This is a genomic window from Desulfatibacillum aliphaticivorans DSM 15576, assembly GCF_000429905.1.
Lineage (GTDB): Bacteria > Desulfobacterota > Desulfobacteria > Desulfobacterales > Desulfatibacillaceae > Desulfatibacillum > Desulfatibacillum aliphaticivorans.
Genome location: NZ_AUCT01000024.1, coordinates 1 through 20,858 on the forward strand (window position 1 = coordinate 1; position 20,858 = coordinate 20,858).

General features: G+C 55.2%; 25 protein-coding genes. 12 read left to right on the forward strand and 13 right to left on the reverse strand.

Annotated features, from left to right (window positions below):
• Both G491_RS0119510 and G491_RS0119515 read left to right on the forward strand, forming a co-directional pair.
• On the forward strand, nt 1-418 hold a 418-nt coding region (locus tag G491_RS0119510; protein ID WP_028315770.1), incomplete at its 5' end, for an electron transfer flavoprotein subunit alpha/FixB family protein.
• A 28-nt stretch (nt 419-446) separates the two neighbouring features.
• On the forward strand, nt 447-1,601 hold the full coding sequence (locus G491_RS0119515; RefSeq protein WP_015948065.1) for an acyl-CoA dehydrogenase family protein: 1,155 nt from the start codon (nt 447-449) through the stop codon (nt 1,599-1,601).
• A gap of 80 nt (nt 1,602-1,681) precedes the next feature.
• Here G491_RS0119515 and nusB read toward each other — a convergent pair whose 3' ends face one another.
• From nusB to rpmF, 11 genes are all read right to left on the reverse strand, one after another.
• Entirely contained in the window at nt 1,682-2,113 is a 432-nt protein-coding gene (gene nusB / locus G491_RS0119520) for a transcription antitermination factor NusB (protein WP_028315771.1), read from the reverse strand.
• A gap of 4 nt (nt 2,114-2,117) precedes the next feature.
• The gene (gene ribH, locus G491_RS0119525) at nt 2,118-2,585 is read right to left on the reverse strand and encodes a 6,7-dimethyl-8-ribityllumazine synthase (protein WP_015948063.1); all 468 of its coding nucleotides are present in this window, start codon (nt 2,583-2,585) and stop codon (nt 2,118-2,120) included.
• 66 nt (nt 2,586-2,651) lie between these two features.
• Nucleotides 2,652-3,866 (reverse strand): bifunctional 3,4-dihydroxy-2-butanone-4-phosphate synthase/GTP cyclohydrolase II, encoded by a 1,215-nt coding sequence (locus G491_RS0119530; protein ID WP_028315772.1) that lies wholly within the window; start codon nt 3,864-3,866, stop codon nt 2,652-2,654.
• Nucleotides 3,867-3,875: 9 nt separating this feature from the next.
• Nucleotides 3,876-4,535, reverse strand: coding sequence for a riboflavin synthase (locus G491_RS0119535; RefSeq protein WP_028315773.1), 660 nt, complete (start codon nt 4,533-4,535; stop codon nt 3,876-3,878).
• Nucleotides 4,536-4,544: 9 nt separating this feature from the next.
• Nucleotides 4,545-5,663, reverse strand: coding sequence for a bifunctional diaminohydroxyphosphoribosylaminopyrimidine deaminase/5-amino-6-(5-phosphoribosylamino)uracil reductase RibD (gene ribD / locus G491_RS0119540; RefSeq protein WP_028315774.1), 1,119 nt, complete (start codon nt 5,661-5,663; stop codon nt 4,545-4,547).
• Between the two features lie 83 nt (nt 5,664-5,746).
• Nucleotides 5,747-6,217 carry a transcriptional regulator NrdR gene (gene nrdR, locus G491_RS0119545; protein WP_015948059.1) on the reverse strand — a complete coding sequence of 157 codons (471 nt, stop codon included), beginning with the start codon at nt 6,215-6,217 and terminating at the stop codon, nt 5,747-5,749.
• An 18-nt stretch (nt 6,218-6,235) separates the two neighbouring features.
• Nucleotides 6,236-7,477 carry a serine hydroxymethyltransferase gene (gene glyA / locus G491_RS0119550; protein ID WP_028315775.1) on the reverse strand — a complete coding sequence of 414 codons (1,242 nt, stop codon included), beginning with the start codon at nt 7,475-7,477 and terminating at the stop codon, nt 6,236-6,238.
• 121 nt (nt 7,478-7,598) lie between these two features.
• Nucleotides 7,599-8,849, reverse strand: coding sequence for a beta-ketoacyl-ACP synthase II (fabF, locus tag G491_RS0119555; RefSeq protein WP_028315776.1), 1,251 nt, complete (start codon nt 8,847-8,849; stop codon nt 7,599-7,601).
• Between the two features lie 70 nt (nt 8,850-8,919).
• Nucleotides 8,920-9,150, reverse strand: coding sequence for an acyl carrier protein (acpP, locus tag G491_RS0119560; RefSeq protein WP_015948056.1), 231 nt, complete (start codon nt 9,148-9,150; stop codon nt 8,920-8,922).
• A gap of 194 nt (nt 9,151-9,344) precedes the next feature.
• On the reverse strand, nt 9,345-10,091 hold the full coding sequence (fabG, locus tag G491_RS0119565; protein ID WP_028315777.1) for a 3-oxoacyl-[acyl-carrier-protein] reductase: 747 nt from the start codon (nt 10,089-10,091) through the stop codon (nt 9,345-9,347).
• Nucleotides 10,092-10,653: 562 nt separating this feature from the next.
• Nucleotides 10,654-10,830: a 50S ribosomal protein L32 gene (rpmF, locus tag G491_RS35010; protein ID WP_015948053.1), complete on the reverse strand. Its 177-nt coding sequence runs from the start codon at nt 10,828-10,830 to the stop codon at nt 10,654-10,656.
• Nucleotides 10,831-11,336: 506 nt separating this feature from the next.
• Between rpmF and G491_RS0119580 the strand changes: the two genes are divergently transcribed.
• From G491_RS0119580 to G491_RS0119620, 9 genes are read left to right on the forward strand one after another with little or no spacing between them, the layout of a single operon-like run.
• Nucleotides 11,337-11,639, forward strand: a complete 303-nt coding sequence (locus G491_RS0119580) for a YggT family protein (protein WP_015948052.1) — start codon at nt 11,337-11,339, stop codon at nt 11,637-11,639.
• Nucleotides 11,640-11,689: 50 nt separating this feature from the next.
• On the forward strand, nt 11,690-12,199 hold the full coding sequence (locus tag G491_RS0119585) for a DivIVA domain-containing protein (RefSeq protein ID WP_015948051.1): 510 nt from the start codon (nt 11,690-11,692) through the stop codon (nt 12,197-12,199).
• A 3-nt stretch (nt 12,200-12,202) separates the two neighbouring features.
• On the forward strand, nt 12,203-13,285 hold the full coding sequence (locus G491_RS0119590; protein WP_015948050.1) for a type IV pilus twitching motility protein PilT: 1,083 nt from the start codon (nt 12,203-12,205) through the stop codon (nt 13,283-13,285).
• A gap of 36 nt (nt 13,286-13,321) precedes the next feature.
• Nucleotides 13,322-14,491 carry a type IV pilus twitching motility protein PilT gene (locus G491_RS0119595; RefSeq protein ID WP_015948049.1) on the forward strand — a complete coding sequence of 390 codons (1,170 nt, stop codon included), beginning with the start codon at nt 13,322-13,324 and terminating at the stop codon, nt 14,489-14,491.
• 40 nt (nt 14,492-14,531) lie between these two features.
• Nucleotides 14,532-15,227 carry a zinc-ribbon domain-containing protein gene (locus tag G491_RS0119600; protein WP_028315780.1) on the forward strand — a complete coding sequence of 232 codons (696 nt, stop codon included), beginning with the start codon at nt 14,532-14,534 and terminating at the stop codon, nt 15,225-15,227.
• Complete coding sequence (locus G491_RS35970) at nt 15,224-15,376, forward strand: hypothetical protein (RefSeq protein WP_015948047.1); 153 nt, start codon at nt 15,224-15,226, stop codon at nt 15,374-15,376. The genes G491_RS0119600 and G491_RS35970 overlap by 4 nt, the downstream gene beginning before the upstream one ends.
• Before the next feature lie 24 nt (nt 15,377-15,400).
• Nucleotides 15,401-16,321 (forward strand): MBL fold metallo-hydrolase, encoded by a 921-nt coding sequence (locus tag G491_RS0119610; RefSeq protein WP_035219574.1) that lies wholly within the window; start codon nt 15,401-15,403, stop codon nt 16,319-16,321.
• Between the two features lie 57 nt (nt 16,322-16,378).
• Nucleotides 16,379-16,966 (forward strand): response regulator, encoded by a 588-nt coding sequence (locus G491_RS0119615; protein WP_028315782.1) that lies wholly within the window; start codon nt 16,379-16,381, stop codon nt 16,964-16,966.
• Between the two features lie 38 nt (nt 16,967-17,004).
• On the forward strand, nt 17,005-17,448 hold the full coding sequence (locus G491_RS0119620) for a hypothetical protein (protein WP_028315783.1): 444 nt from the start codon (nt 17,005-17,007) through the stop codon (nt 17,446-17,448).
• A gap of 183 nt (nt 17,449-17,631) precedes the next feature.
• Here the strand turns inward: G491_RS0119620 and G491_RS34250 are convergent, their stop codons facing one another.
• Nucleotides 17,632-18,546 carry a hypothetical protein gene (locus G491_RS34250; RefSeq protein ID WP_028315784.1) on the reverse strand — a complete coding sequence of 305 codons (915 nt, stop codon included), beginning with the start codon at nt 18,544-18,546 and terminating at the stop codon, nt 17,632-17,634.
• 157 nt (nt 18,547-18,703) lie between these two features.
• On the reverse strand, nt 18,704-20,095 hold the full coding sequence (locus tag G491_RS31625) for a DEAD/DEAH box helicase (protein WP_051327393.1): 1,392 nt from the start codon (nt 20,093-20,095) through the stop codon (nt 18,704-18,706).
• A 176-nt stretch (nt 20,096-20,271) separates the two neighbouring features.
• Between G491_RS31625 and G491_RS0119635 the strand changes: the two genes are divergently transcribed.
• The gene (locus G491_RS0119635) at nt 20,272-20,844 is read left to right on the forward strand and encodes a chalcone isomerase family protein (RefSeq protein WP_028315785.1); all 573 of its coding nucleotides are present in this window, start codon (nt 20,272-20,274) and stop codon (nt 20,842-20,844) included.
• Nucleotides 20,845-20,858: the final 14 nt, after the last annotated feature.

Sequence of the window (20,858 nt, forward strand, 5' to 3'; positions counted from 1 at the left end):
AAAGTATCTGGAAACCGTGGCTGCCGAAGTGGGCGACGTGGACATCACCAAGAGCGAAGTGCTTTTGTCCATCGGCCGCGGCATCGAGAGCGAGGACAACCTGGAAGCGGCGTTCGACCTGGCCAAGATCATGGGCGCGGACGTATCCTGCTCCCGTCCCATCGTGGACTCCAAGTGGTTGGAGCACGCCCGTCAGGTGGGCACCTCCGGCCAGACGGTCAAGCCCAAGGTTTACATGGCCATGGGCATCTCCGGCGCTTTCCAGCACTTGGGCGGATTGAAGGGCAATCCTTTCATCGTAGCCGTCAACAAGAACCCCAAGGCCCCCATCTTCCAGGTGGCGGACGTGGGAATCGTGGGCGACATCCTGGAAATCATGCCCGAAATGCAAGAAAAGCTCGAAGAAATGAAGGGCTAATCATTCCTAATAGGAGGGGAGTGTTTCAATGGATTTTTCTTTAAATAAAGAACAGCTGGACCTGCAAAAGGCTGCCAGGGAGTTCGCCAAAGGCGAATTTGACATGGAGCTTGCCAGGGAACTGGACGCCAAACACGAGTACCCCACAAAGATTTGGAAAAAAGCTGGAGAACTTGGCTTCATCGGCCTCCATTTTCCTGAAAAATATTCCGGAATGGGTTACGGCGTGCTGGAAAATATTCTGGTCGCCGAAGAACTTTGCCGCGGCGATTCCAGCATCGGCGCCTGCATGGTTTTGGCCGGCTTCGCCTCTGAAATCGTGTTGCATTTCGGCTCTGACGCCCAAAAGGAAAAATGGCTGCCTCAGGTTGCGGAAGCCAAAACCCTTTCCGCCGGCGCCTTTACCGAACCCGGACACGGATCGGACATTACCGGCATGGACACTACGGCTGTCCTGGACGGCGATGAATGGGTGATCAACGGAACCAAAATTTTTATCACCAACGGCAACCTCGCCGGCTTCTTCTGCACTCTGTGCCAGACTGATCCTGACGCCAAGCCCGCTTACCGCGGCCTTAGCATGATATTGGTGGAAGCTGACAGAGAAGGCGTAAGCACCACTTCCGTGGGCGATAAATTGGGCATCCGCATGATGGATACGGCTGAGGTTGTTTTCAAGGACGTTCGCGTACCCAAGGAAAACCTCATCGGCGTGGAAGGCAAGGGCTTTTATCAGGTCCTGGAATTCTTTGACGAAAGCCGCATTCTCATCGCTGCACAGGCTCTGGGAACCGCGCAGGGCGCTTTGGATAGGGCCGTGGAATACGTCAAGCAGCGCGAGCAGTTTGGCAAAAAATTGGCTCAGTTCCAGATCACCCAGCATAAGCTGGCCGACATGGCCACCAAGGTCGAACTCGCCCGCCTTATGACCTATAAGGCTGCATGGAATTACGACCAAGGCAAAATCGATCCCAAGCTGACATCCATGGCTAAAATGTTCGCCGCCCGCACTGCAGTGGAAGTGGCCGACGAAGCCATTCAGCTCTTGGGCGGCTACGGCTACATGCGTGAGTATGACGTGGAAAGGTTCTATCGTGACGCTAAGATCACGGAAATTTACGAAGGAACCAAGGAAATCCAGAAGAATACCATCGCAAGCAGCGTTATCGGCAAGCTCAAGTAGCATCTGCTGAAAAAGCAAAATAACGAAGGGGCGTTTTCCTTGCGGAAGACGCCCCTTTTATATTTTACTGTAAAAGAAATCTATCTTTTCTTTTCGGCCTTTTCTTCTTTGCCCAGATGCAGGTGGATGCTGTCCAGGATGCCGTTGATGAAGGCGCCGGACTCGGCCGTTCCGAAGCGTTTGCCGATGTCAATGGCCTCGTTGATGGATACCCGGCGAGGTACGTCGGGGCAGAACAGAAATTCATAGGCGGCGATGCGCATGAGGTTCAGGTCCACGGCCGACATACGGTACAGCTTCCAGTTGTTGGAATGCTGTTCGATAAGGCGGTCAATCTCATCCCGTTTTTCAATCACCCCTTTGGCCAGTTCGTAAAAGAACTGGGCCAGATCCTTGGGAGGCGGAAAGTTTTGGCAAAACAAGTCCAAGGCCTTCAGCGGGGGGGCTGAGGTTGAGTCCACGTAAAATAATGATTGGAGCGCAAGCTCCCTTGCCCTGCGTCTTTTTCCCATAGATTTACTTGAACTGCTCCGCAAGGTTGACCATTTCAATAGCGCCCATGGCCACGTCCCAGCCTTTGTTTCCGGCTTTGGTGCCAGCGCGTTCTATGGCCTGCTCAATGGTGTCGGTGGTCAGAATGCCGAACATAACGGGAATGCCTGCGCCAAGACTGACATGGGCGATGCCCTTGGAGGCTTCGGCGCATACATAGTCGAAATGCGGCGTGGACCCGCGAATGACGGCGCCCAGGCAGATGAGTGCGTCGTACTTGCCGCTTTTAGCCATCTTATCGGCGATCAGGGGGATTTCAAATGCCCCGGGCACCTTGGCGACTTCAATATTCTCGTCTGCAGCCCCGGACCTCATGAGCGCGTCCAGCGCGCCGCCCAGCAGCCTGTCAGAGATGAAATCGTTGAACCTGGCTACGATGATTCCAAAGCGTTTGCCTTCCGCTGAGAGCGTCCCCTCTATCATGCGCGGCATAGTGTTCCTCCTGTTATCCGAAAACGCGATTCGGTTAAGTTTTATTGGCAGGGAATTTTCCCTGTTTTATTTATAAGATTCCACGTCCAGCAAATGGCCCATTTTCAAGGCCTTGCATTCCAGGTAGTCTTTGTTGTACTTGTTGGGGCACACGGCCAGCGGCACTTGTTCCACAATGCTCAGGCCGTAGCCCTGGAGGCCGACCATTTTCTTGGGATTGTTGGTCATGAGCTTCATTTTCCGTACTCCCAGGTCCACCAGCACCTGGGCGCCGATGCCGTAGTTGCGCTGGTCGGCCTTGAAGCCCAGCTTCTCGTTGGCTTCCACGGTGTCCAGGCCGCCGTCCTGCAGAGCGTAGGCCTTGATTTTGTTGACCAGGCCGATGCCGCGGCCTTCCTGACGCACGTAGATGATGACGCCCTTGCCTTCTTCGTTGACCATTCTCATGGCTTCCTGAAGCTGATCGCCGCAGTCGCAGCGTTGGGAGCCGAAGATATCGCCGGTGAGGCATTCGGAGTGCACACGCACCAGGATAGGCTCGTCGGGATTGATGTCTCCCTTGACCAGAGCGATGTTCAGGTATTCGTCCACATCGTTTTCGTAAACGATGACCTTGAAGTCTCCGCCATAGGACGTGGGCAGTTTGGCTTCGGCGGACCTGCGCACAAAGGATTCTTTGCTCATGCGGTATTCAATGAGGTCGGCGATGGTGCAGATGTTGATGCCGTGCTCTTCGCTGAAAACTTCCAGGTCGGGCATGCGGGCCATGGTGCCGTCGTCTTTCATGATTTCGCAGATGACGCCGGCGGGCTTGCAGCCTGCCAAGCGGGCCAGGTCCACGGAGCCTTCAGTCTGGCCGGCGCGGACGATGACTCCGCCGTTGCGTGCGCGGAGCGGAAAAATATGGCCGGGGCGCACAAGGTCTTCGGCCTTGGAGTCGTCTGCTATAGCGGTCTGGATGGTTGTGGCCCTGTCAGCCGCCGAGATGCCCGTGGTGACGCCGCACCGGGCTTCGATGGAGACGGTGAAGCCTGTCTGGTAAGGCGAGGTATTGTTGCCGACCATGGGTTGAAGATCCAGAATGTCGGCTTTTGCCTTGGTAAGGGAAAGGCAAATAAGGCCGCGGCCGTATTTCGCCATAAAGTTGATAATTTCAGGGGTTACAAATTCGGCTGCGATTGCAAGGTCCCCTTCGTTTTCCCTGTCTTCGTCATCCACCAGGATGACCATCTTGCCTTCCTTGATTTCCTTGATTGCCTGCTCAATGCTGATTTTAGCCATGTCTGCCTCTTATAAAAAGCCGTTCTTGGCAAGTAACGCCATGTTAATGCCCGGCATTTGGGAGTTTTTATCCGCCTCTCCTCTAGTTGCGGATAAAAAGTGTTCCACATATTTCCCGATTATATCGGTTTCTATATTTACACGGTCGCCGGGCTTGCGCAGTCCGATGGTCGTGATTTTTGCGGTATGCGGTATGATGCTAACGGAAAAGCCGGTATCAGACCTTTGGTTAATAGTAAGGCTGATTCCGTCGATGGCAACCGAACCTTTTTCCACCATGTAATAGGTCAGGCTGGAAGGGGCCTCAAAGGAGTACAGGATGGCGTTGGCGTCCGCCTTTACCGAAGCCACAGTGGCAATGCCGTCCACGTGTCCCTGCACCAGATGGCCGTCCAGGCGGGAGGCGAAAGTCAGCGCCTTTTCCAGGTTCACCCTGTCCCCGGGCTTGGCCCAATTGAGGATGGAGCGGCTGATGCTCTCGGGGGATACGTCCACGTCGAATGTCGAGCCGTCCAGACGGGTGGCTGTGAGGCATGTTCCGGAAACGGCGATGCTGTCGCCCAGTTTGACGCCCGTCAGGTCGAAATCCGCCTGAATCTGCATGGTGACGCCCCGGCCCTTGTTGATGCGTTTAAGGGTTCCCAGGCCTTCTATGATTCCGGTAAACATGGCGTATTATCAGTCCCGTTCGTCAAAAAGATCCATGACATATCCCTCCACCATAAAGTCGTTTCCGAAACGGTGCAGGGTGATGTCCTTCAGTTCTATGGAGTCAGCCATAAAGTCAGGCCCGGGGCCTGCAAACATGGGAACTCCGTCGTCGCCGCACAAGATTTTTGGGGCGTAAAACAAGCAGACCTTGTCCACCACGCCCGATTTCAGGGCGGATGAATGCACATGCCCGCCGCCTTCAATCAGCAGGCTGTTCAGGCCCCTTTCCCCTAAGTTGCGGCAAATGAAATCCAGGTTTAAAAACCCGCTCATTTCGGGCGCTTCCACAATTTCTGCGCCTGCTTTTTCCAGAGCGTCCCGTTTTACCTCGGGCGCCTGGGGGCCGCAAAAAATTAATGTACCAGAATCAGAATCCTGGCGCAACATTTTGGCGCTGGGATCCATAGATAGGCGGCTGTCCAGGATGACCCGCAAAGGATCGTTTCCCTGGCCGTCTTCCAGTCGGGCCGTGAGGCTGGGGTCGTCCATGCGGACCGTATTGATTCCCACCAGGATGGCGTCCATGGCGTGGCGCATTTTGTGGACGCAGGCTCTGGACTCTTCGCCGGTGATCCATTTGGAGTCGCCGATGCGCGTGGCTATCCGGCCGTCCAGGGTGGCGGCGCATTTGCAGACCACAAAGGGCCTGCCCGTGGTGACGTGTTTGATGAAAAATTCGTTTTGCTTCCGGGCTTCGGCTTCGCAGACGCCCCATTGGGTTTCCACGCCGTTTTCCTGCAGATATTCCAGGCCGCCCTGGGCTTTGGGATTGGGGTCTTTCATGGCGGCGATCACCTTGGCGATTCCCGCCTTAAGTACGGCGTGGGAGCAGGGCGGCGTTTTTCCATGATGGTTGCAGGGCTCCAGAGTGACGTACATGGTCGCGCCTTTGGCGTCCGCCCCTGCTTCCTCCAGAGCGAAGATTTCGGCGTGAGGTCCGCCGGCCTTTTTATGCCAGCCCTGGCCGATTACCTTGCCGTCCTTGACAATGACCGCGCCAACCATAGGATTGGGCGACGTGCTTCCCGTTCCCTTTTCAGCCAAGGCCAAAGCCTGGCGCATGTATTGGGTGTCCTGTTTTTTCATGGCGCCCTTGTATAAAAAGAACAGGGGGGACCGTGATCCGGTTACCCCCCGAGAATAATAAATAGGTCCAAACCGCCTGGCTGTTACTTGCCGCCCTTTTGCTGCTGTTTAAGCAGGTATTTGAGTTCGGATATAAAGTCGTTTACGTGCTTGAACTCCCTGTACACCGAGGCGAAGCGGACGTAAGCCACGTCGTCCAGTTCGTGCAGCTTGTTCATGATGGCCTCGCCCACCTGGTGGGAGGGAACTTCCTTTTCTCCGGTTTCGCGCAGATCTCTTTCCAGTTGTTCGATAAACTCATCAATCACATGAACGCTGATATTGCGCTTTTCACACGCCCGGAGCATGCCGGCCCGCACTTTCTCCCCGTTAAAAACCTCTCTCCGGCCGTCCTTTTTGATGATGACCAAAGGCATGTCCTCCACCTTTTCGTAGGTGGTAAAACGGCGGGAGCAGGACAAGCACTCCCTGCGGCGACGAATTACATCAGCCTCCTTGCCTTGCCTGGAGTCTATGACTTTATCTTCAGTTTCACCGCAATACGGGCATTTCATCCCTTTCCTCCCTGGAAGCTATGCATAAATGGGGAAAGATTGGCAAAGGTCCTTGACCTTGGCTCTCGTGCTTTCTATCAAAGCCTGATCCTGGGGATTTTTCAAAACGTTCGCCAGGCAATCGGCGATGAGTTCCATTTCAGGCTCTTTCATGCCCCTGCTGGTAATGGTCGGCGTTCCCACCCGGATGCCGCTGGTGACGGCCGGTCCATTTTTATCAAAGGGGATGGTGTTCTTGTTGACCGTAATGCCGGCCTGCTCCACCAGACCCTCCGCTTCCTTGCCGGTAATGTCAAGATTGGAGAGGTTGAGGAGCATCATGTGGTTGTCGGTTCCGCCGGAAACCAGATCCACGCCGTTGTCCATAAGCCGTTTGGCCAGGCAGGCGGCGTTTTTGACCACTTGCTGCTGATAGGCCTTGAACTCGGGCGTAAGGGCTTCCTTGAAAGCCACGGCCTTGGCGGCGATGACGTGCATGAGCGGTCCGCCCTGGATGCCGGGGAAAATCTGGCTGGACAGTTTTTTGCCGAATCCCTTATTGGACAAAATCATGCCGCCGCGGGGGCCGCGCAGGGTTTTATGGGTCGTGGTGGTCACTACGTCTGCGTATGGCAGGGGAGAGGGATGCTCTCCGGCCGCCACCAGACCGGCTATGTGAGCCATGTCCACCATAAGGTATGCGCCGGTTTCCCTGGCTATCTTTTCCAGTTCGGGAAAGTCGATGATCCGGGGGTAGGCGCTGGCGCCCGCCACGATCAGCTTGGGCTTATGTTCCTTTGCCAGGGAGCGGACCTGGTCGTAATCGATGGTTCCGGTTTTTTCCTTGACTCCGTAATGGACGAAGTTGAAAATGCGGCCGGAAAAGCTGACCGGGCTGCCGTGGGTAAGGTGACCGCCGTGGGAAAGGTCCATGCCAAGCACGGTGTCTCCGGGTTCCAGCAGGGCGAAGTAAACCCCCATGTTGGCCTGGGAGCCTGAATGGGGCTGCACATTGGCGTAGTCTGCCTGGAACAATTCCTTGGCCCGGTCCCTGGCGAGGTTTTCGGCCACGTCCACGAACTCGCATCCGCCGTAATAACGGTGGCCGGGATACCCTTCCGCGTATTTGTTGGTCATTACGCTGCCCTGAGCGGCCATGACGGCCGGGCTGGCGATATTCTCCGAGGCGATCAGCTCCAAGGTGAACTGCTGCCTGTCCAATTCCTGCTCGATGGCTTTCGCCGCCTCAGGGTCAACTTTTCTAATGGTTTCCAGATCCAACGGTTTGCTCCCTTTTCAACCAAATGGTTCTTGCTGCAACAAGAAACCGGTACCAAAATATTTTGAATATAACAAGCCTGCAAATGAAGAGCTTGCAAAAAAATTAAACGTTTGCGCCTTGCTATGCTTTAAACTTCTTCATGATAACGGATGCGTTGGTGCCTCCGAATCCAAAAGAGTTGTTCATGGCCGCATTGACCACCTGCTTCCTGGCCTGGTTAGGCACATAATCCAGGTCGCATTCAGGGTCCGGGGACTCCTGATTGATGGTCGGCGGAATAAGGTCATGATAGACCGTCAAGGCGGTGAATACCGATTCCACGCCTCCGGCGCCTCCAAGCAAATGGCCTGTCATGGACTTGGTGGAGCTTATGGCCAGCTTGTAAGCGTGCTCTCCGAACAGAGACTTAACGGCCTGGGTTTCGCACAGGTCGTTAAACTGGGTGGAGGTGCCGTGGGCGTTGATGTAGTCAATGGCTTCCAAGGGCAGGCCGGCGTCCTCCACGGCGCTTTTCATGCACCTGGCCATGCCTTCCCCTTCCGGGGACGGCGCGGTCATATGGTACGCATCGCCGGACATGCCGTAACCTGCCAGGGTCGCATAAATGCGGGCGCCGCGCTTCTCGGCGTGCTCCCTGGTTTCCAGGATCAGAATTCCGGCGCCTTCCCCGACCACAAATCCGTCCCGCTCCTTGTCAAAGGGCCGGGAGGCCTTTTTCGGCTCTTCGTTCCGGGTGGATAAGGCTTTCATGGAGTTGAAGCCCGCAATGCACAGGGGGGTGATAACCGATTCCACGCCGCCGGTGATCATGGCGTCGGCCTGGCCGTGTTGAAGAATGCGCATGGATTCCCCCACGGAGTGGGTGCCTGCGGCGCAGGCCGTGGCCACGCTGCAGTTGGGGCCTTTGGCTCCAAAGTGGATGGCGATAAGGCCGGGCCCCATGTTTCCGATCAGCATGGGAATGAAAAAAGGGCTTACCCTGCCGGGGCCGCGATTTACAATGACATCGCGGCTTTCCTCCATAGTCTGGAGGCCTCCCAGGCCGCACCCCGTGAACACGCCCACACGCTCGGCGTTGTCCGAGTCGATGACAAGCCCCGCGTCATCCAGGGCCATTTTGGACGCCGCAATGATGTAAGCGATAAACCGCTCCGCCTTCCGGGCTTCCTTTTTGCTCATGAAATCTTCGGCGTTAAAGTCCTTCACCTCGGCGGCGATGGTGGTTTTAAAGCCGGCGGTGTCAAAGCGGGTGATAGGACCTACGCCGGACTTCCCCTGGCAAAGGGCGGACCAGGATGACTCCACGCCGACGCCAAGGGGCGTAACCAAGCCCAGGCCGGTGACCACAATTTCGGGTGTGCAGGTATTCATTCAAACTCCTGCCGGATGTCTTGGGACGGGGGGGCGTGCGGGCTGGCCCGCGGCCCCGTCCTGCGCGTTTTTAGGTGTGCGCTTTGATATATTCAATGACGTCTTTGACCTTGAGGATTTTTTCCGCTTCTTCATCGGAGATTTCCAGGTCAAAGGTTTCTTCCATGCTCATAATCAGTTCAACCAGGTCCAGGGAATCGGCGCCCAGGTCATCCACAAAAGATGCTTCTTCCACAACTTCATCAGGCTCCACGCCCAGTTTATCCACGATTATGTTTTTTACTTTTTCTTCCAAAGACATGGTAATCAAACCTCCTTGCTTTCACGGCGCCATTTTTAATGGGACGCCTTGCGATGGTTTTTTTCCTGCCACTATATCTTTTGCACCGGAAAAATCAAGCATACAACTTATGGCGAATCGCCTTTGCCTGGGTTCCGGGCGCCGGACAGCGGCTTTAGGGGTTAAATAACGGCTGAAAAACGCCTTTTTCCTTGTTACATGTACATCCCGCCGTTCACATGCAGCACCTGGCCGGTGATGTAACGGGAGTTCTCCGAAGCCAGAAACTCCACGGCCGCCGCAACGTCTTCCGGCTCGCCCATTTTTCCCAAAGGCGTAGCGTCTATAAAAGCCTGCTTAACCTCGTCGGAAAGTATATCGGTCATCTGGGTGTTGATATACCCGGGCGCCACGGCGTTCACCAATATTCCCCGGGAAGCCAGTTCCTTGGCCACGGCTTTTGTCAGGCCGATGACTCCGGCTTTGGAGGCGGCGTAATTGGCCTGGGTGGGATTTCCCATGGCGCCGACTACGGACGAAATATTAATAATCCTGCCCTGCTTTTGCTTCATCATGGCCCGGGCGGCCTCCTGAATGCAAAAAAAGGTCCCTTTGAGGTTGATGTCCACCACGAGGTCCCAGTCCTGCTCTTTCATCCGGACGGCGAAGCCGTCTTTGGTGACGCCCGCGTTATTGACCAATACGTCAATGCGTCCGGCCTCCTGGACCAGGGTCTTGAAAAAGGCTTTCACTTCATCCTTGTCAGCCACATTCACTTTAAAGCCTTTGCCTTGGCCGCCCGCCTCGGCGAGAAGTTTTTCCGTCTTTTCCGATTCCGAATCGTCCGGATCGTAATGGCAAAAATAAACGGATGCGCCTTGGCCGGCGAAACGCAGGGCGATAGCCCGGCCAATGCCTTGAGAGCCGCCTGTAACGACAACAACTTGGGATTCTGTATCCATAATCGTCTCCTACGAGATTAATTGTAACCGTGGAATTGAAGCCAAGAGATGATTAGAGCAACATGTTTTCCGCCTGTCAAGCCGGGTCCAGGCCCTGTGCGCAAATGCGCGGTGCGAGGGGATGGGGATTCCCGAAACTTTGGCGCGGTTGAATGGCTCGATGAAAAGAGGACGGAGAGAGATGCAGGAGCCGCTGCTTTTTCGGGGCGCCGCACAAAGGCCGCGAAGCAGGCCCGCCCGCAAAAAAGTGAAAAAGCGCGGAAAAGGCGTTTTTCTGCAGCCGGTTGGCCCCTGGGAGCTACGTTTTGTGTCGGACATCCGCGCCGTCTCCTTAATTAAATCCCAAAAACGGATTTTGGCAATATAACGATTCAGCGGACCGGGTGAGCTCAAACAAATGGACAGGGCAGGCGAAAAAAGGGTCATATCTTAATCACTCGATCCTTTGGGCGCGAAGAAAGAGTACAATACGGGCATCGGATGCGCCGGTGGGATTTCCGCCTGACGAAACCGCCAGTCAGGCGACGCAAATCATTAAGATATGACCCAACTCAAATGCTTATCAGTCTGTCTCAATCAGAGTGCGGCCTTTGTAGGTTCCGCAGCTCGGGCAGATATGATGGGGGAGCTTGGGGTCTCCGCACTGAGGGCAGCTAACTACGTTGGGCGCCGTCAGTTTTTGATGGGTGCGGCGTTTGTCGCGTTTGGACTTGGATTTTTTATGTTTCGGTAAAGCCATGAGAATTCTCCCGCAATATGTCTTGTGGCCGAAGCGCATCCAGGCGGTTTTTTAACGGGCCTGTTCCTTCGGCGAAGTTTTTCGACAGCAAGGGCGAGGGCCTCCACGGCCGGTCGCCCGGTAAAGCATGGACATATAAAGCATGCGCCGCGTGGTTGTCAAGCATTTTTACGAATCAGCCGTGGGGAGGATTGCGGCTCTTGCCGAAGAATGCTGCGGACGGGTGTGTGAACTTTGTTCGTCCATAAGGGGCCCCCAGGGGGGGATGATTCCGGAGTGTCGACGGATTTGCAGGCGTATTTGCGTAATGCTTGTCACAATCAGGTTACGGGACTGATTGTATCTTGACTTTTCTACGCTAGTATTATCTACTACTATATTGGACGTATAGCCTAGCTTGACCTGTTAAGCTTTCCAGGGGTATCCTGAAGCACGCGAGGAGAAATTAAGCGTTGCGGCGTCCGGCATGGCTGGATTTCTAATATCGGTTCGAGGAATGGAAATTAATGTTTATTATTGGTCACTTCATCAACGCAATAGCCATCGTGGCAGACCTGGCCCTGACCCTTTACATGTACATTCTAATCATCGGGGCCTTATTGTCCTGGGTAAATCCCGACCCCTACAACCCAATTGTCCGTTTCATCAACAATGTGACCGAGCCTGTTTTAAGACATGTCCGGCGCTACTTGCCGGTGAGCTTTTCGGGCATTGATTTTTCGCCTGTGGTCGTAATATTCGTCATCGTCTTTCTCCAGAATTTTTTCGTGCAAAGCCTCAGGTCCTTGGCCTTCAGGCTCCTGCACTGATAAAATGGGTTCTTGCTGACGGACTTGTCATCCATAAGGAGGATGCACTTATGAAGATCACCCCCATGGAGATACAGAAGCAGGTGTTCAAACGCAGTCTATGGGGGCTGGATTCCAATCAGGTTGAAAGTTTTTTGGAAACGGTTTCCCTGGCAATGGAGGAACTGGTTCTGGAAAACCGAGGACTTCAGGAGGCGCAAGCCTTGCTGAAGGCGGAAGTGCGAGGATACAAAGAGCGCGAGGAGGGATTCCGGGAAAGCATCCTTCATTCCAAACAGGTTATGGAAGGCATGGAGAAGAACGCCAAAAAGGAAGCGGAGTTGATTGTCTCCCAGGCGGAGATAAAGGCGGAGGACATCATCAACCGCGCTCACCAATCCTACGCAAAGGTCAAAGACGACATAACGGAGCTTAAGCGGCAGCGGGCTTTATTGGACGCCCGCATCCGCGGAGTTTTGGCAGCGCATAAGAAGATTTTGGATATCAACCGGGAAGAGAGCCAGGCCTTGGACTCCAGGGATGACAAAATCGCTGTTTTCAAAAAATCGCAGAGGAGCTAGATAATGGCCAGAATTGATGCGTTTTTCAAATTAATGCATGAGCAGGGCGCTTCGGACCTTCACCTAGTATCGGGGCAGCAGCCTGCCTTACGCATCCGGGGGGAGATGGAGAGAATCAAGTTTAAGGTCCTGGACAGCGATGACCTGCGATCCATGCTTTATGAAATCACTCCGGAGGAAAAGGTCAAGGTGTTTGAAGAAACCGGAGACCTGGACTTTGGGTATGAACTGCCCGGAGTGGCCCGTTACCGCGCCAACTTTTTCATGCAAAAATTCGGCGTGGCGGCGGTTTTTCGCGAAATCCCCCAGACCATTCTCACGGCCGAACAGTTAGGCCTGCCCCCTGTCGTGCCCAAGTTGGCCAGCCTCCCCAGGGGCCTTGTGCTGGTCACCGGCCCTACAGGATCGGGTAAGTCCACCACCCTGGCTTCCATCGTGGACGTAGCCAACCGTCAGCGCAAGGACCACATCATCACCATTGAAGACCCCATCGAATTCGTGCACGAGTCCAAAAGCTGCATCGTGAACCACCGGGAAGTGGGCGCGCACACCAAAACTTTTTCCGCGGCGTTGCGCGGCGCCCTGCGCGAGGACCCGGACATCATCCTGGTCGGCGAAATGCGCGACCTGGAAACCATCTCCCTGGCCATTGAAGCCGCCTCCACAGGCCACTTGGTGTTTGCAACCCTGCATACCACCAGCGCCGCCAAAACCGTGGACCGCATCATCGAAGTTTTTCCGGCCACGCAGCAGGACCAGATCCGGTCCACCCTGGCGGACGGACTCAGGGCGGTTCTGGCCCAAACCCTGTTCAAACGTGTGGATAAAAAAGGCCGCTGTGCGGCCCTGGAAATATTAATTGCTACTCCGGCGGTCAGGAACCTGATTCGTGAAAATAAAACCTATCAGATTCCTTCCTCCATCCAGACCGGTAAGAAATACGGTATGCAATTGTTGGACGACGCCATTATGGAACTCATCCACAAAGGAAGAATCGATCCCGAAGAAGCCTACGCCAAGGCGAACGAGAAAGCAAGGTTCAGACCCTTGCTCAAACATCCGCCGGCGGACTTCACGGAGGCGTAGACAGATTTTTTTGCAGGTGAGTGAGGGAGCGTTTTCATGAGAAAACAGGAAATCGACCACATCCTGACGCGGATGCTGGACACCTTTGACAACGTGTCTGACTTGAACATTACTGCGGGCAGGCCGTTTCAAGTGGAAAGCTCGGGAGTCCTTTCCCCCGTGGATTTAAGTCCGCCGATTCCGGAATTGACCCCCTATCAGACCGAAATTTTCGCCATGAACCTGATCAACGGGGACCGCCGGCTTTCACGAATACTCATGCGGGACGGCTCGTGCGACTTGTCGTACGAGCTCCCCGGCAAGGCCCGATTCAGGGTCAACATCTTTTCCCAGCGCGGAGCTTATTCCATCGTCCTTCGTAAGTTGGAGACCAAAATCCCCACATTGGAAGAGTTGAGTCTGCCTTCCGCCTTTATGAAGATGTCCCATGAAAAGAACGGCATCGCCCTGGTTACGGGCGCCACAGGCTCCGGTAAGTCAACCTCTCTGGCCGCCGTGCTCAACCAGATCAACGAAACCCAGGCGGTGCACGTGGTCACCCTGGAAGACCCGGTGGAATTCCAGCATCCCCACAAAAAGGCGACCTTTAACCAGCGGGAAATGGGGACGGATTTCGAATCCTTCGCCGTGGGCCTGAGAGCCGCCTTGCGCCAGGCGCCCAAGGTGATTCTGGTGGGCGAAATGCGGGACAGGGAAACCGTGGAAATCGGCCTGGCAGCAGCCGAAACCGGCCACTTGGTGCTTTCCACCATCCACACCGTGGACGCCGGGCACACCATCAACCGCATCCTGGGTATGTTCTCCACGGAAGAGGAACAGCAAATCCGCATCCGCCTGGCCGACACCATCCGGTGGGTGGTTTGTCAGAGGCTTTTGCCTAAAGTGGGCGGAGGCCGGGTGGCCGCATTTGAAGCCATGGGCTCCAACGTGCGCGTCCGGGACGCCATCCTCCACGGGGAATCGGAAGACAAAACCTTCCACAACATCATCAGCCAGGGCAAGGCCTTTGGCATGATCACCTTTGACGATTACATCGTGAGCCTGTACGAGAGGGGTCTGATTACGGAGGAAACGGCCCTCGCCTATTCAAGTCATAAGGACGTTGCGGGGCGCGGCATCGACTCCGTCAAGAGCGCCCGGGGCGAGACCACCACCGATATCGAAGACCTTCAGGTGGATTTGGAATACGGAAGAAAGGTAAATTGAACCTGGGGCCCGACCGCCCCCGTTCTCCCAGGAGTGGATCATGAATATTACATGTCAGCATTGCCAGGGGCAATTCCGCATCCCGGACGAAAAAGTGCCCAAAGGGCAGTCTTTTTCCTTGGGATGTCCCAAATGCAAAAAGAAAATCACGGTGAACGCCGAGCAAAGCGGCTCGGCCGCCCCCGCCGCGCCGCCCAAAGGGGCTCAGGCGCCGCCTCAGAAGGGCAAAACCTCCAAGCTCATGGACGAAATCAGCTCCCGCGGGTATGACGCGGACGACAAGCCCTTCGACTTTCTGGAGGAAGGCGCACGCACCGCGCTGCTTTGCGAGCTGGACCCTGTGTACAAGGCGAAAATAAAAGACGCTCTCAACTCCCTGGGGTATCTGGTGACCGAACCCGGCGCCGCCCGGGAAGCGCTCAAGCAGATGCGCTTTCATGTGTTTGACATCATCGTGCTGAACGAGATGTTCGACACGGACGAGCCGGAAAACAACCATGTCTTGAAATTTTTAAGCAGAATGGTAATATCCACCAGGAGAAAGATTTTTGTGGCGCTGGTCTCCAACAATCACAGGACCATGGATAACATGGCCGCGTTCGCAAAAAGCGTGAACATTACCGTCAATCCCAGCGGCATTGACGACATAGACAAAATCTTAACCCGCGCCATTGCTGAAAACACGCTTTTTTACAAAATTTTTATGCAGGCCATGGAAGACGCAGGACGAGTATGACCGGACAGTACACATGCCAGGATTATCGGGCTGAGATGACCCTTTTGGGCCTGAAGAGACGCCTGAACGATAAATCCCTCGGCAAAGAAGAAAAAGAAGCCCTGATTGCAGAAATTAAAAAGATGGAAAAGGCTATGGGAATGGACTGACCTCCATTCCCGTGTTGAAATATCATGGAACCGCAACGCATTACTCCGGAACTTACCCTGATACCCTTGGATCAACCCACGTTGCGGGGGTTTCATACCTTTATCAGCGCCTGGCTGTACCAGGGGGACGCCACGTTTTTGGTGGACCCGGGGCCCGCATCAACCGTTCCCCTCTTGGTCCAAACCCTTGAAAAAATGAACGTCACACGCCTGGACGCCTTGCTCCTGACCCACATCCACATCGATCATGCGGGCGGCGCCGGCGATTTTTCCCGGCGCTTTCCGGATACGCCTGTCGTGTGCCACCCCAAGGCCATTCCGCACATGGCGGACCCGGAGCGCCTGTGGCAGGGCAGTCTGAAAACCCTGGGCGATACGGCCAGGGCTTACGGTCAAATCCAACCGGTCCCGGAAAAAAATCTGGTCAGTTCCGAGGATTTCGCGGACCTGGGCGTGCAGGTAATCAACACTCCCGGCCACGCGGTTCATCATATCAGCTATCTCAAAGACGACATATTATTTGCCGGAGAGACCGGAGGGGTTCGGTATGAAGTCCCCGGCAAAGGCGTGTGGATCAGGCCGGCGACGCCTCCCCGGTTTTTGATGGAAATAAGCTGCGGCAGCATGGACGCCCTCATGGAAACGCCGCACGATATTTACTGCTACGGCCATTACGGGGCCGTAAAGGGCGCCGGAGCCTCCCTGCTGGCCGCCCACAAGGACCAGGTCCGGTTGTGGGCTGGGGTTATCGAGCGGGAAATGGCCGTTTCCAGCGAGGACCTGGAAGAACGGTGTCTGAAAAGTCTGCTGGCCCAAGACCCCGGCCTGAGCCTCCACCCCCACTTGCCCGACGACGTCAGGGAACGGGAAAAAGGGTTCATGTTCAACAGCATCAGAGGGATTGCAGGATATCTTCGCGACCGCCGGAACGCGGCCGCTCAGTAACTGACGGCTCGGCGCCGGGCCATGCAAGCAAGGCGCGAAAGCAGGGGGGTGTAAGTCATGCCGAAAAAGTCCATTCTACTTGTAGACGATGACGCCTTTGTCCTGCACAGCATCGGCGACTTTTTGGCGGCTTTCGGGTACACCATCACGGCAATCAGCGACCCGGCCCAAGCCCTGGGCCTTTTGTCCGAGCAAAAGTTCGACCTCATCATCACCGATCTGGTCATGGGCGTGGTGGACGGCATCGCCATCCTGCGCAAGGCGAAAAAAACCTCCCCCCTGACCCAGGTCCTTATCCTAACCGGATACGGCGACATGTCTTCCATCATCGAAGCCATTCGTCTGGAGGCGGACGATTACCTGCTCAAGCCCTGTGAAATGGAGGAAATCCAGTTTAGGGTTGAAAAATGCTTTGAGTCCCAGGAGGAGCAGCGGAAAATCAAGGCTTACGAAAACTACCTGCCGGTATGCGGCGCATGCAAAAAGGTCTGGGACCGCCAAGGCGGGGCGGACGAAAAAGGCGCCTGGGTTTCGGTGGAGCATTACCTGTACACCAGAGCCAAGATGAACGCCTCGTCCACCTATTGCCCGGACTGCTTCGCCCGCGCCCAGGAAAAGCTGGAAAAGGAATTCGAAAACAACTAACCCCAGGCCTTGAAAACGGAAAAGGGCGAATCTCCGCCATGAAAACAAGGCTGATCATTTTTCTGTTTGCCCTCGCCGCACTCCCGATGCCGGCGCACGCCCAGGACCCGGCCTCCCAATTCACCCGCGCCTATCATTTGGTCTCCCAGGATAAAATTCCGCTGCTTTACGACGTCTGGGGAGCTTTTGTCTCCATCGCTCTGGCGGAAGAGGAACGGGACCGGCCGGGGAATTCCCTATTCATTTATCGGGAAACAGGCTACGGTCCCATGCTTTTGGAACTGGATGCAGACGTAATGGACGGCGTTAAAATGGAGATGCAGGACGCCTGGAAAAGCGGCGGCTCCGGGCATAAACCCCATAAAAGCATCCCGCCGATCAAATCCCACAGCCCGGAAAACCGAGGCTCCAGCGTGCTGATAATCCAGCCCCGGCCGGAGGTCCCTGAAGTGGGGATAACGTCTGAGGATATTGAGAATTAAAGGAAATGAATCCATGAAGAAAATCGATTATAAAAAGGAACTTAAACACTTATTCAGGCCCTCATCCAAAAAGGTTGAGGCGGTCGTTGTTCCCAAGATGAACTTCCTGATGGTGGACGGCGCAGGGGCGCCCCTGGGTTCGCGCGGAATACGGGGGGCGGGCGCCGGACCTTTGGCCAAAGGCTATTTGGCTTTTTTCTTTTTCTTGGCGGGTTTGGGCGCGGGCGGCGGCTCCGGGGCTTGTTCAGCGTTTTCCTCCTGAGTCTCTTCGGCTTCCGGGGGCGCGGGAAGGATTTCCTTGGCTTTGGCCTCTTCCTCCTCCATCTTCTGTACGACCTCGGTGATGCTGTAGGCGTAATCCATCATTTTTTCCATCTGGTCGCTATGCCTGCCGATGACCTTGTCCAACTCCTTGCGGATGAGTTTGGCGTGGCGCTGGTTTGGCATCTTGTCCAGCCAGGAGTCCAGGCAGGCCAGGGAAAAAGCCAGGTCTTCGGCGTTTTTATCCACCAGGGCGGCGACGGCCTTTTTCAAAAAGCCCTGCTGGCTTTTCATGAGCGGCAGGCTGAAGACAATAAGGGTCAGGAGCATGCCCGGAACCGCCATGTACCACGTGACTTGAGGCAATAGATGCCAGGCGGCGCCGATTCCGACGATTGCCAGAACCATGAGGATGGAAAAAACCACGGACATTTTTTCAAAGCCGGATTGGAACCCCACTTTGGCGTATTGGGAGTCCAGGTGCTCGAATTGCTTTTTCACCTTGTCGGCGAAAATTTCCTTCCGAAGCTCTTCGGGGGACTTTGGCGGCGGACCGGCTTTTTCCGGCTGCTTTTTGGGAGCGGGCTGACCCTGGGCGGATTTCTCCTCCATGATCAGGCATTCGGCGCCCAGTTGGGCGAACACTTCCTTGAATTTCTTGGCCGCTTCCAGGTCCATGTTTCTTTTGATGGCCACGGGCCTGCCTGAAAACATTTTATCCACCCTGGCGTCTTGCATATTAAACCGCAAGGCCACGTTGTTCCGCACGTTGGCGATGTTGTGGCCAGGCAGCGCTTTTCCCGTAATAACAACCATGTATTTGACATTTTCACTCATTGAAGCAGCCCTCTTGATATCAAGGTCCCGAGCAGTAGCAGTTCCGAAGCTGATCGAATTTGCGGAAGGTTCCATCCGATTGGACACCTATCATACCACAAAGAACCCATTACTCCAACATATGGATTGTTTGTCCCATACGCCTTTTTGCTATGGATTATGAGCAGAATCGCAACGGGCTTTGCCCCTTCAGGCCCAACTGGCGATAGGCTTCCATGCGGGATTGAAAAGAGGCCTGTAAGACCCCGGGCTTGTCTACGTAGTCGAACACCGCGGCTTGCTCCTTGCCTTTTTGGGCTCGGAGCACGCGGCCGACGACCTGCAGGACCCTGCCCGTGAACTTGACCGGCGTGGCCATGAAAAGGGCTGAAAGCGAAGGGCAGTCAAAGCCCTCCCCGATCAACTGGATCGTGGCCACCAGAATGTCCACCTCTCCCTCGTTGACCCGCCGCACGATGTCCTTGCGTTTGATGTCCGCCAGATCCCCGGTGAGCACGCCCACTCTGGCGCCCTTGTCCGCCATGAGGGCCGCCAGCTTGCGGCAGTGGCTTTTACGGTCCGAGACCACCAGGGCGGTTCCGCTCCCCTCGCACTGAAACTCCACGGCGTCCGATGCGATAAGCCGGTTTCTGTCTCCGTCGTCCACCAGGGTGGAAATCATCTGGTGGTAGTCATCCTCGTAGGGATAGTCAAAGTTGGTTTTGCGCACTACGAGTTTAGCCCGGGAGATTTTCCCTTTGTCCTGGAGATCCATGGCGTTGACTTCGCAAACCGAGTCTCCGATGTACATGGGAATGAGCGGCGTCAGGCCGTCCCTGCGAAAGGGCGTGGCCGAAAGGCCCAGCATGTATTTGCTGTCAAAGGCCTTGACCGCCACGGTAAAGCTGCGGGAGGGTATGCGGTGGCATTCGTCCACGATCAAATGGCCGGTCTTTTTTTTCATCTGGGCGGCGCATTTATACAGCGAGTTTACCACGCAGATGGTCAGATTGCGGTCAAACTGCTTTTTGCCGTCGCCCACAAGGCCGATGTCCTGTTCGCGGATATCCAGAAAATCCAGGGCCCGCTCCTTCCATTGGTAGAGCAGTTCCTTGGTATGGACGATGACCACGGCGGGCTGGGCCCGCTCGCTGATGCAGTACAAAGCCAGGATGGTTTTTCCGGCGCCCGTGGGCATGCGGGCCACGCCGAACCGGCGGGATAAAATGCGTTGGGCGGCCTCCTGCTGAAATCCGTACAACTCCCCCATGAATCCGAACTGGACTTCCGGCAGCTCGCGGGTTTGATCCACCATTTCGTAGTCGAGGCCGGAGCGAGACAGCCAGGTGAGCAATTGCCTGGCGAACCCCCTTGGCATGGATGTTACGTCCCCCCGCTTCCAGTAATAATGGAGGTGTTTTTTGACCCCGTAATTGTACCTGCCGAACTTTTGATTTTCCAGCCAAACCGGATTGACTAGCGTCAACCTGCGCTTGAGGAATTCCTCCAGTTCCGGGTCAAGAGGCCCTTGTATCCGGATTGTCGAGCTGATTTTTATTTGGATTTTCATAGCCGTTATTTCCAATGATTCTCGGCCATGAGTTAGCATTGACCGGCGTGCTTGTAAAGCGCGCTAAGGTTGTGCTTGACTTTAAGCCGGTTCTGGATTCAAATGGAGTGGTCCTAATTCCTACCTGGACGGGGGTTTCTTTTCAGTTTTATTTCGTGAACAAAAAGGAGAGGATTATGAAGAGGATTGTTATTGCAGTGCTGGTTTTGCTTATGGCGGCTCCATTTGCCATGGCCAAGGATTTTGGGGGAGCGGAAATTCCCGACACTGTAACCATCGAGGGGGCCAAACTGACCTTCAACGGCGCGGGCATCCGGAAAAAGCTCAAGTTCGTCAAGGTCTACGCCGCAGCATTGTTCCTGGAGAATAAGAGCAGCGACGCGGAAAAGATCTTGAACGCCGACGAACCCATGATGATCCGTATGGTCTTCATCCGCGGCAAGATCACCCCTCAGCAGCTTATCGACTCCTGGAACGAAAGCTTTACGGCAATCACCAACAACAACACCGCGCCCTGGCAGGAGCAGATCGACAAGTTCAACGCCTGCTTCGCCGTTGACACTGTGGAAGGCCAGACCTACGACATGGCCTACCTGCCCGCAAAGGGCCTGGTGGTTTACCTGGACGGCAAGGAGAAAGCGACCATCCCCGGCAAGGAGTTCAAGAACATGGTGTTTTCCATCTGGTTGGGCAAAGGCCCCATGGACGGAAACATGGAAGATCTGAAAGAGGACATGCTGGGCAAATAATCGCTTATTCAAAA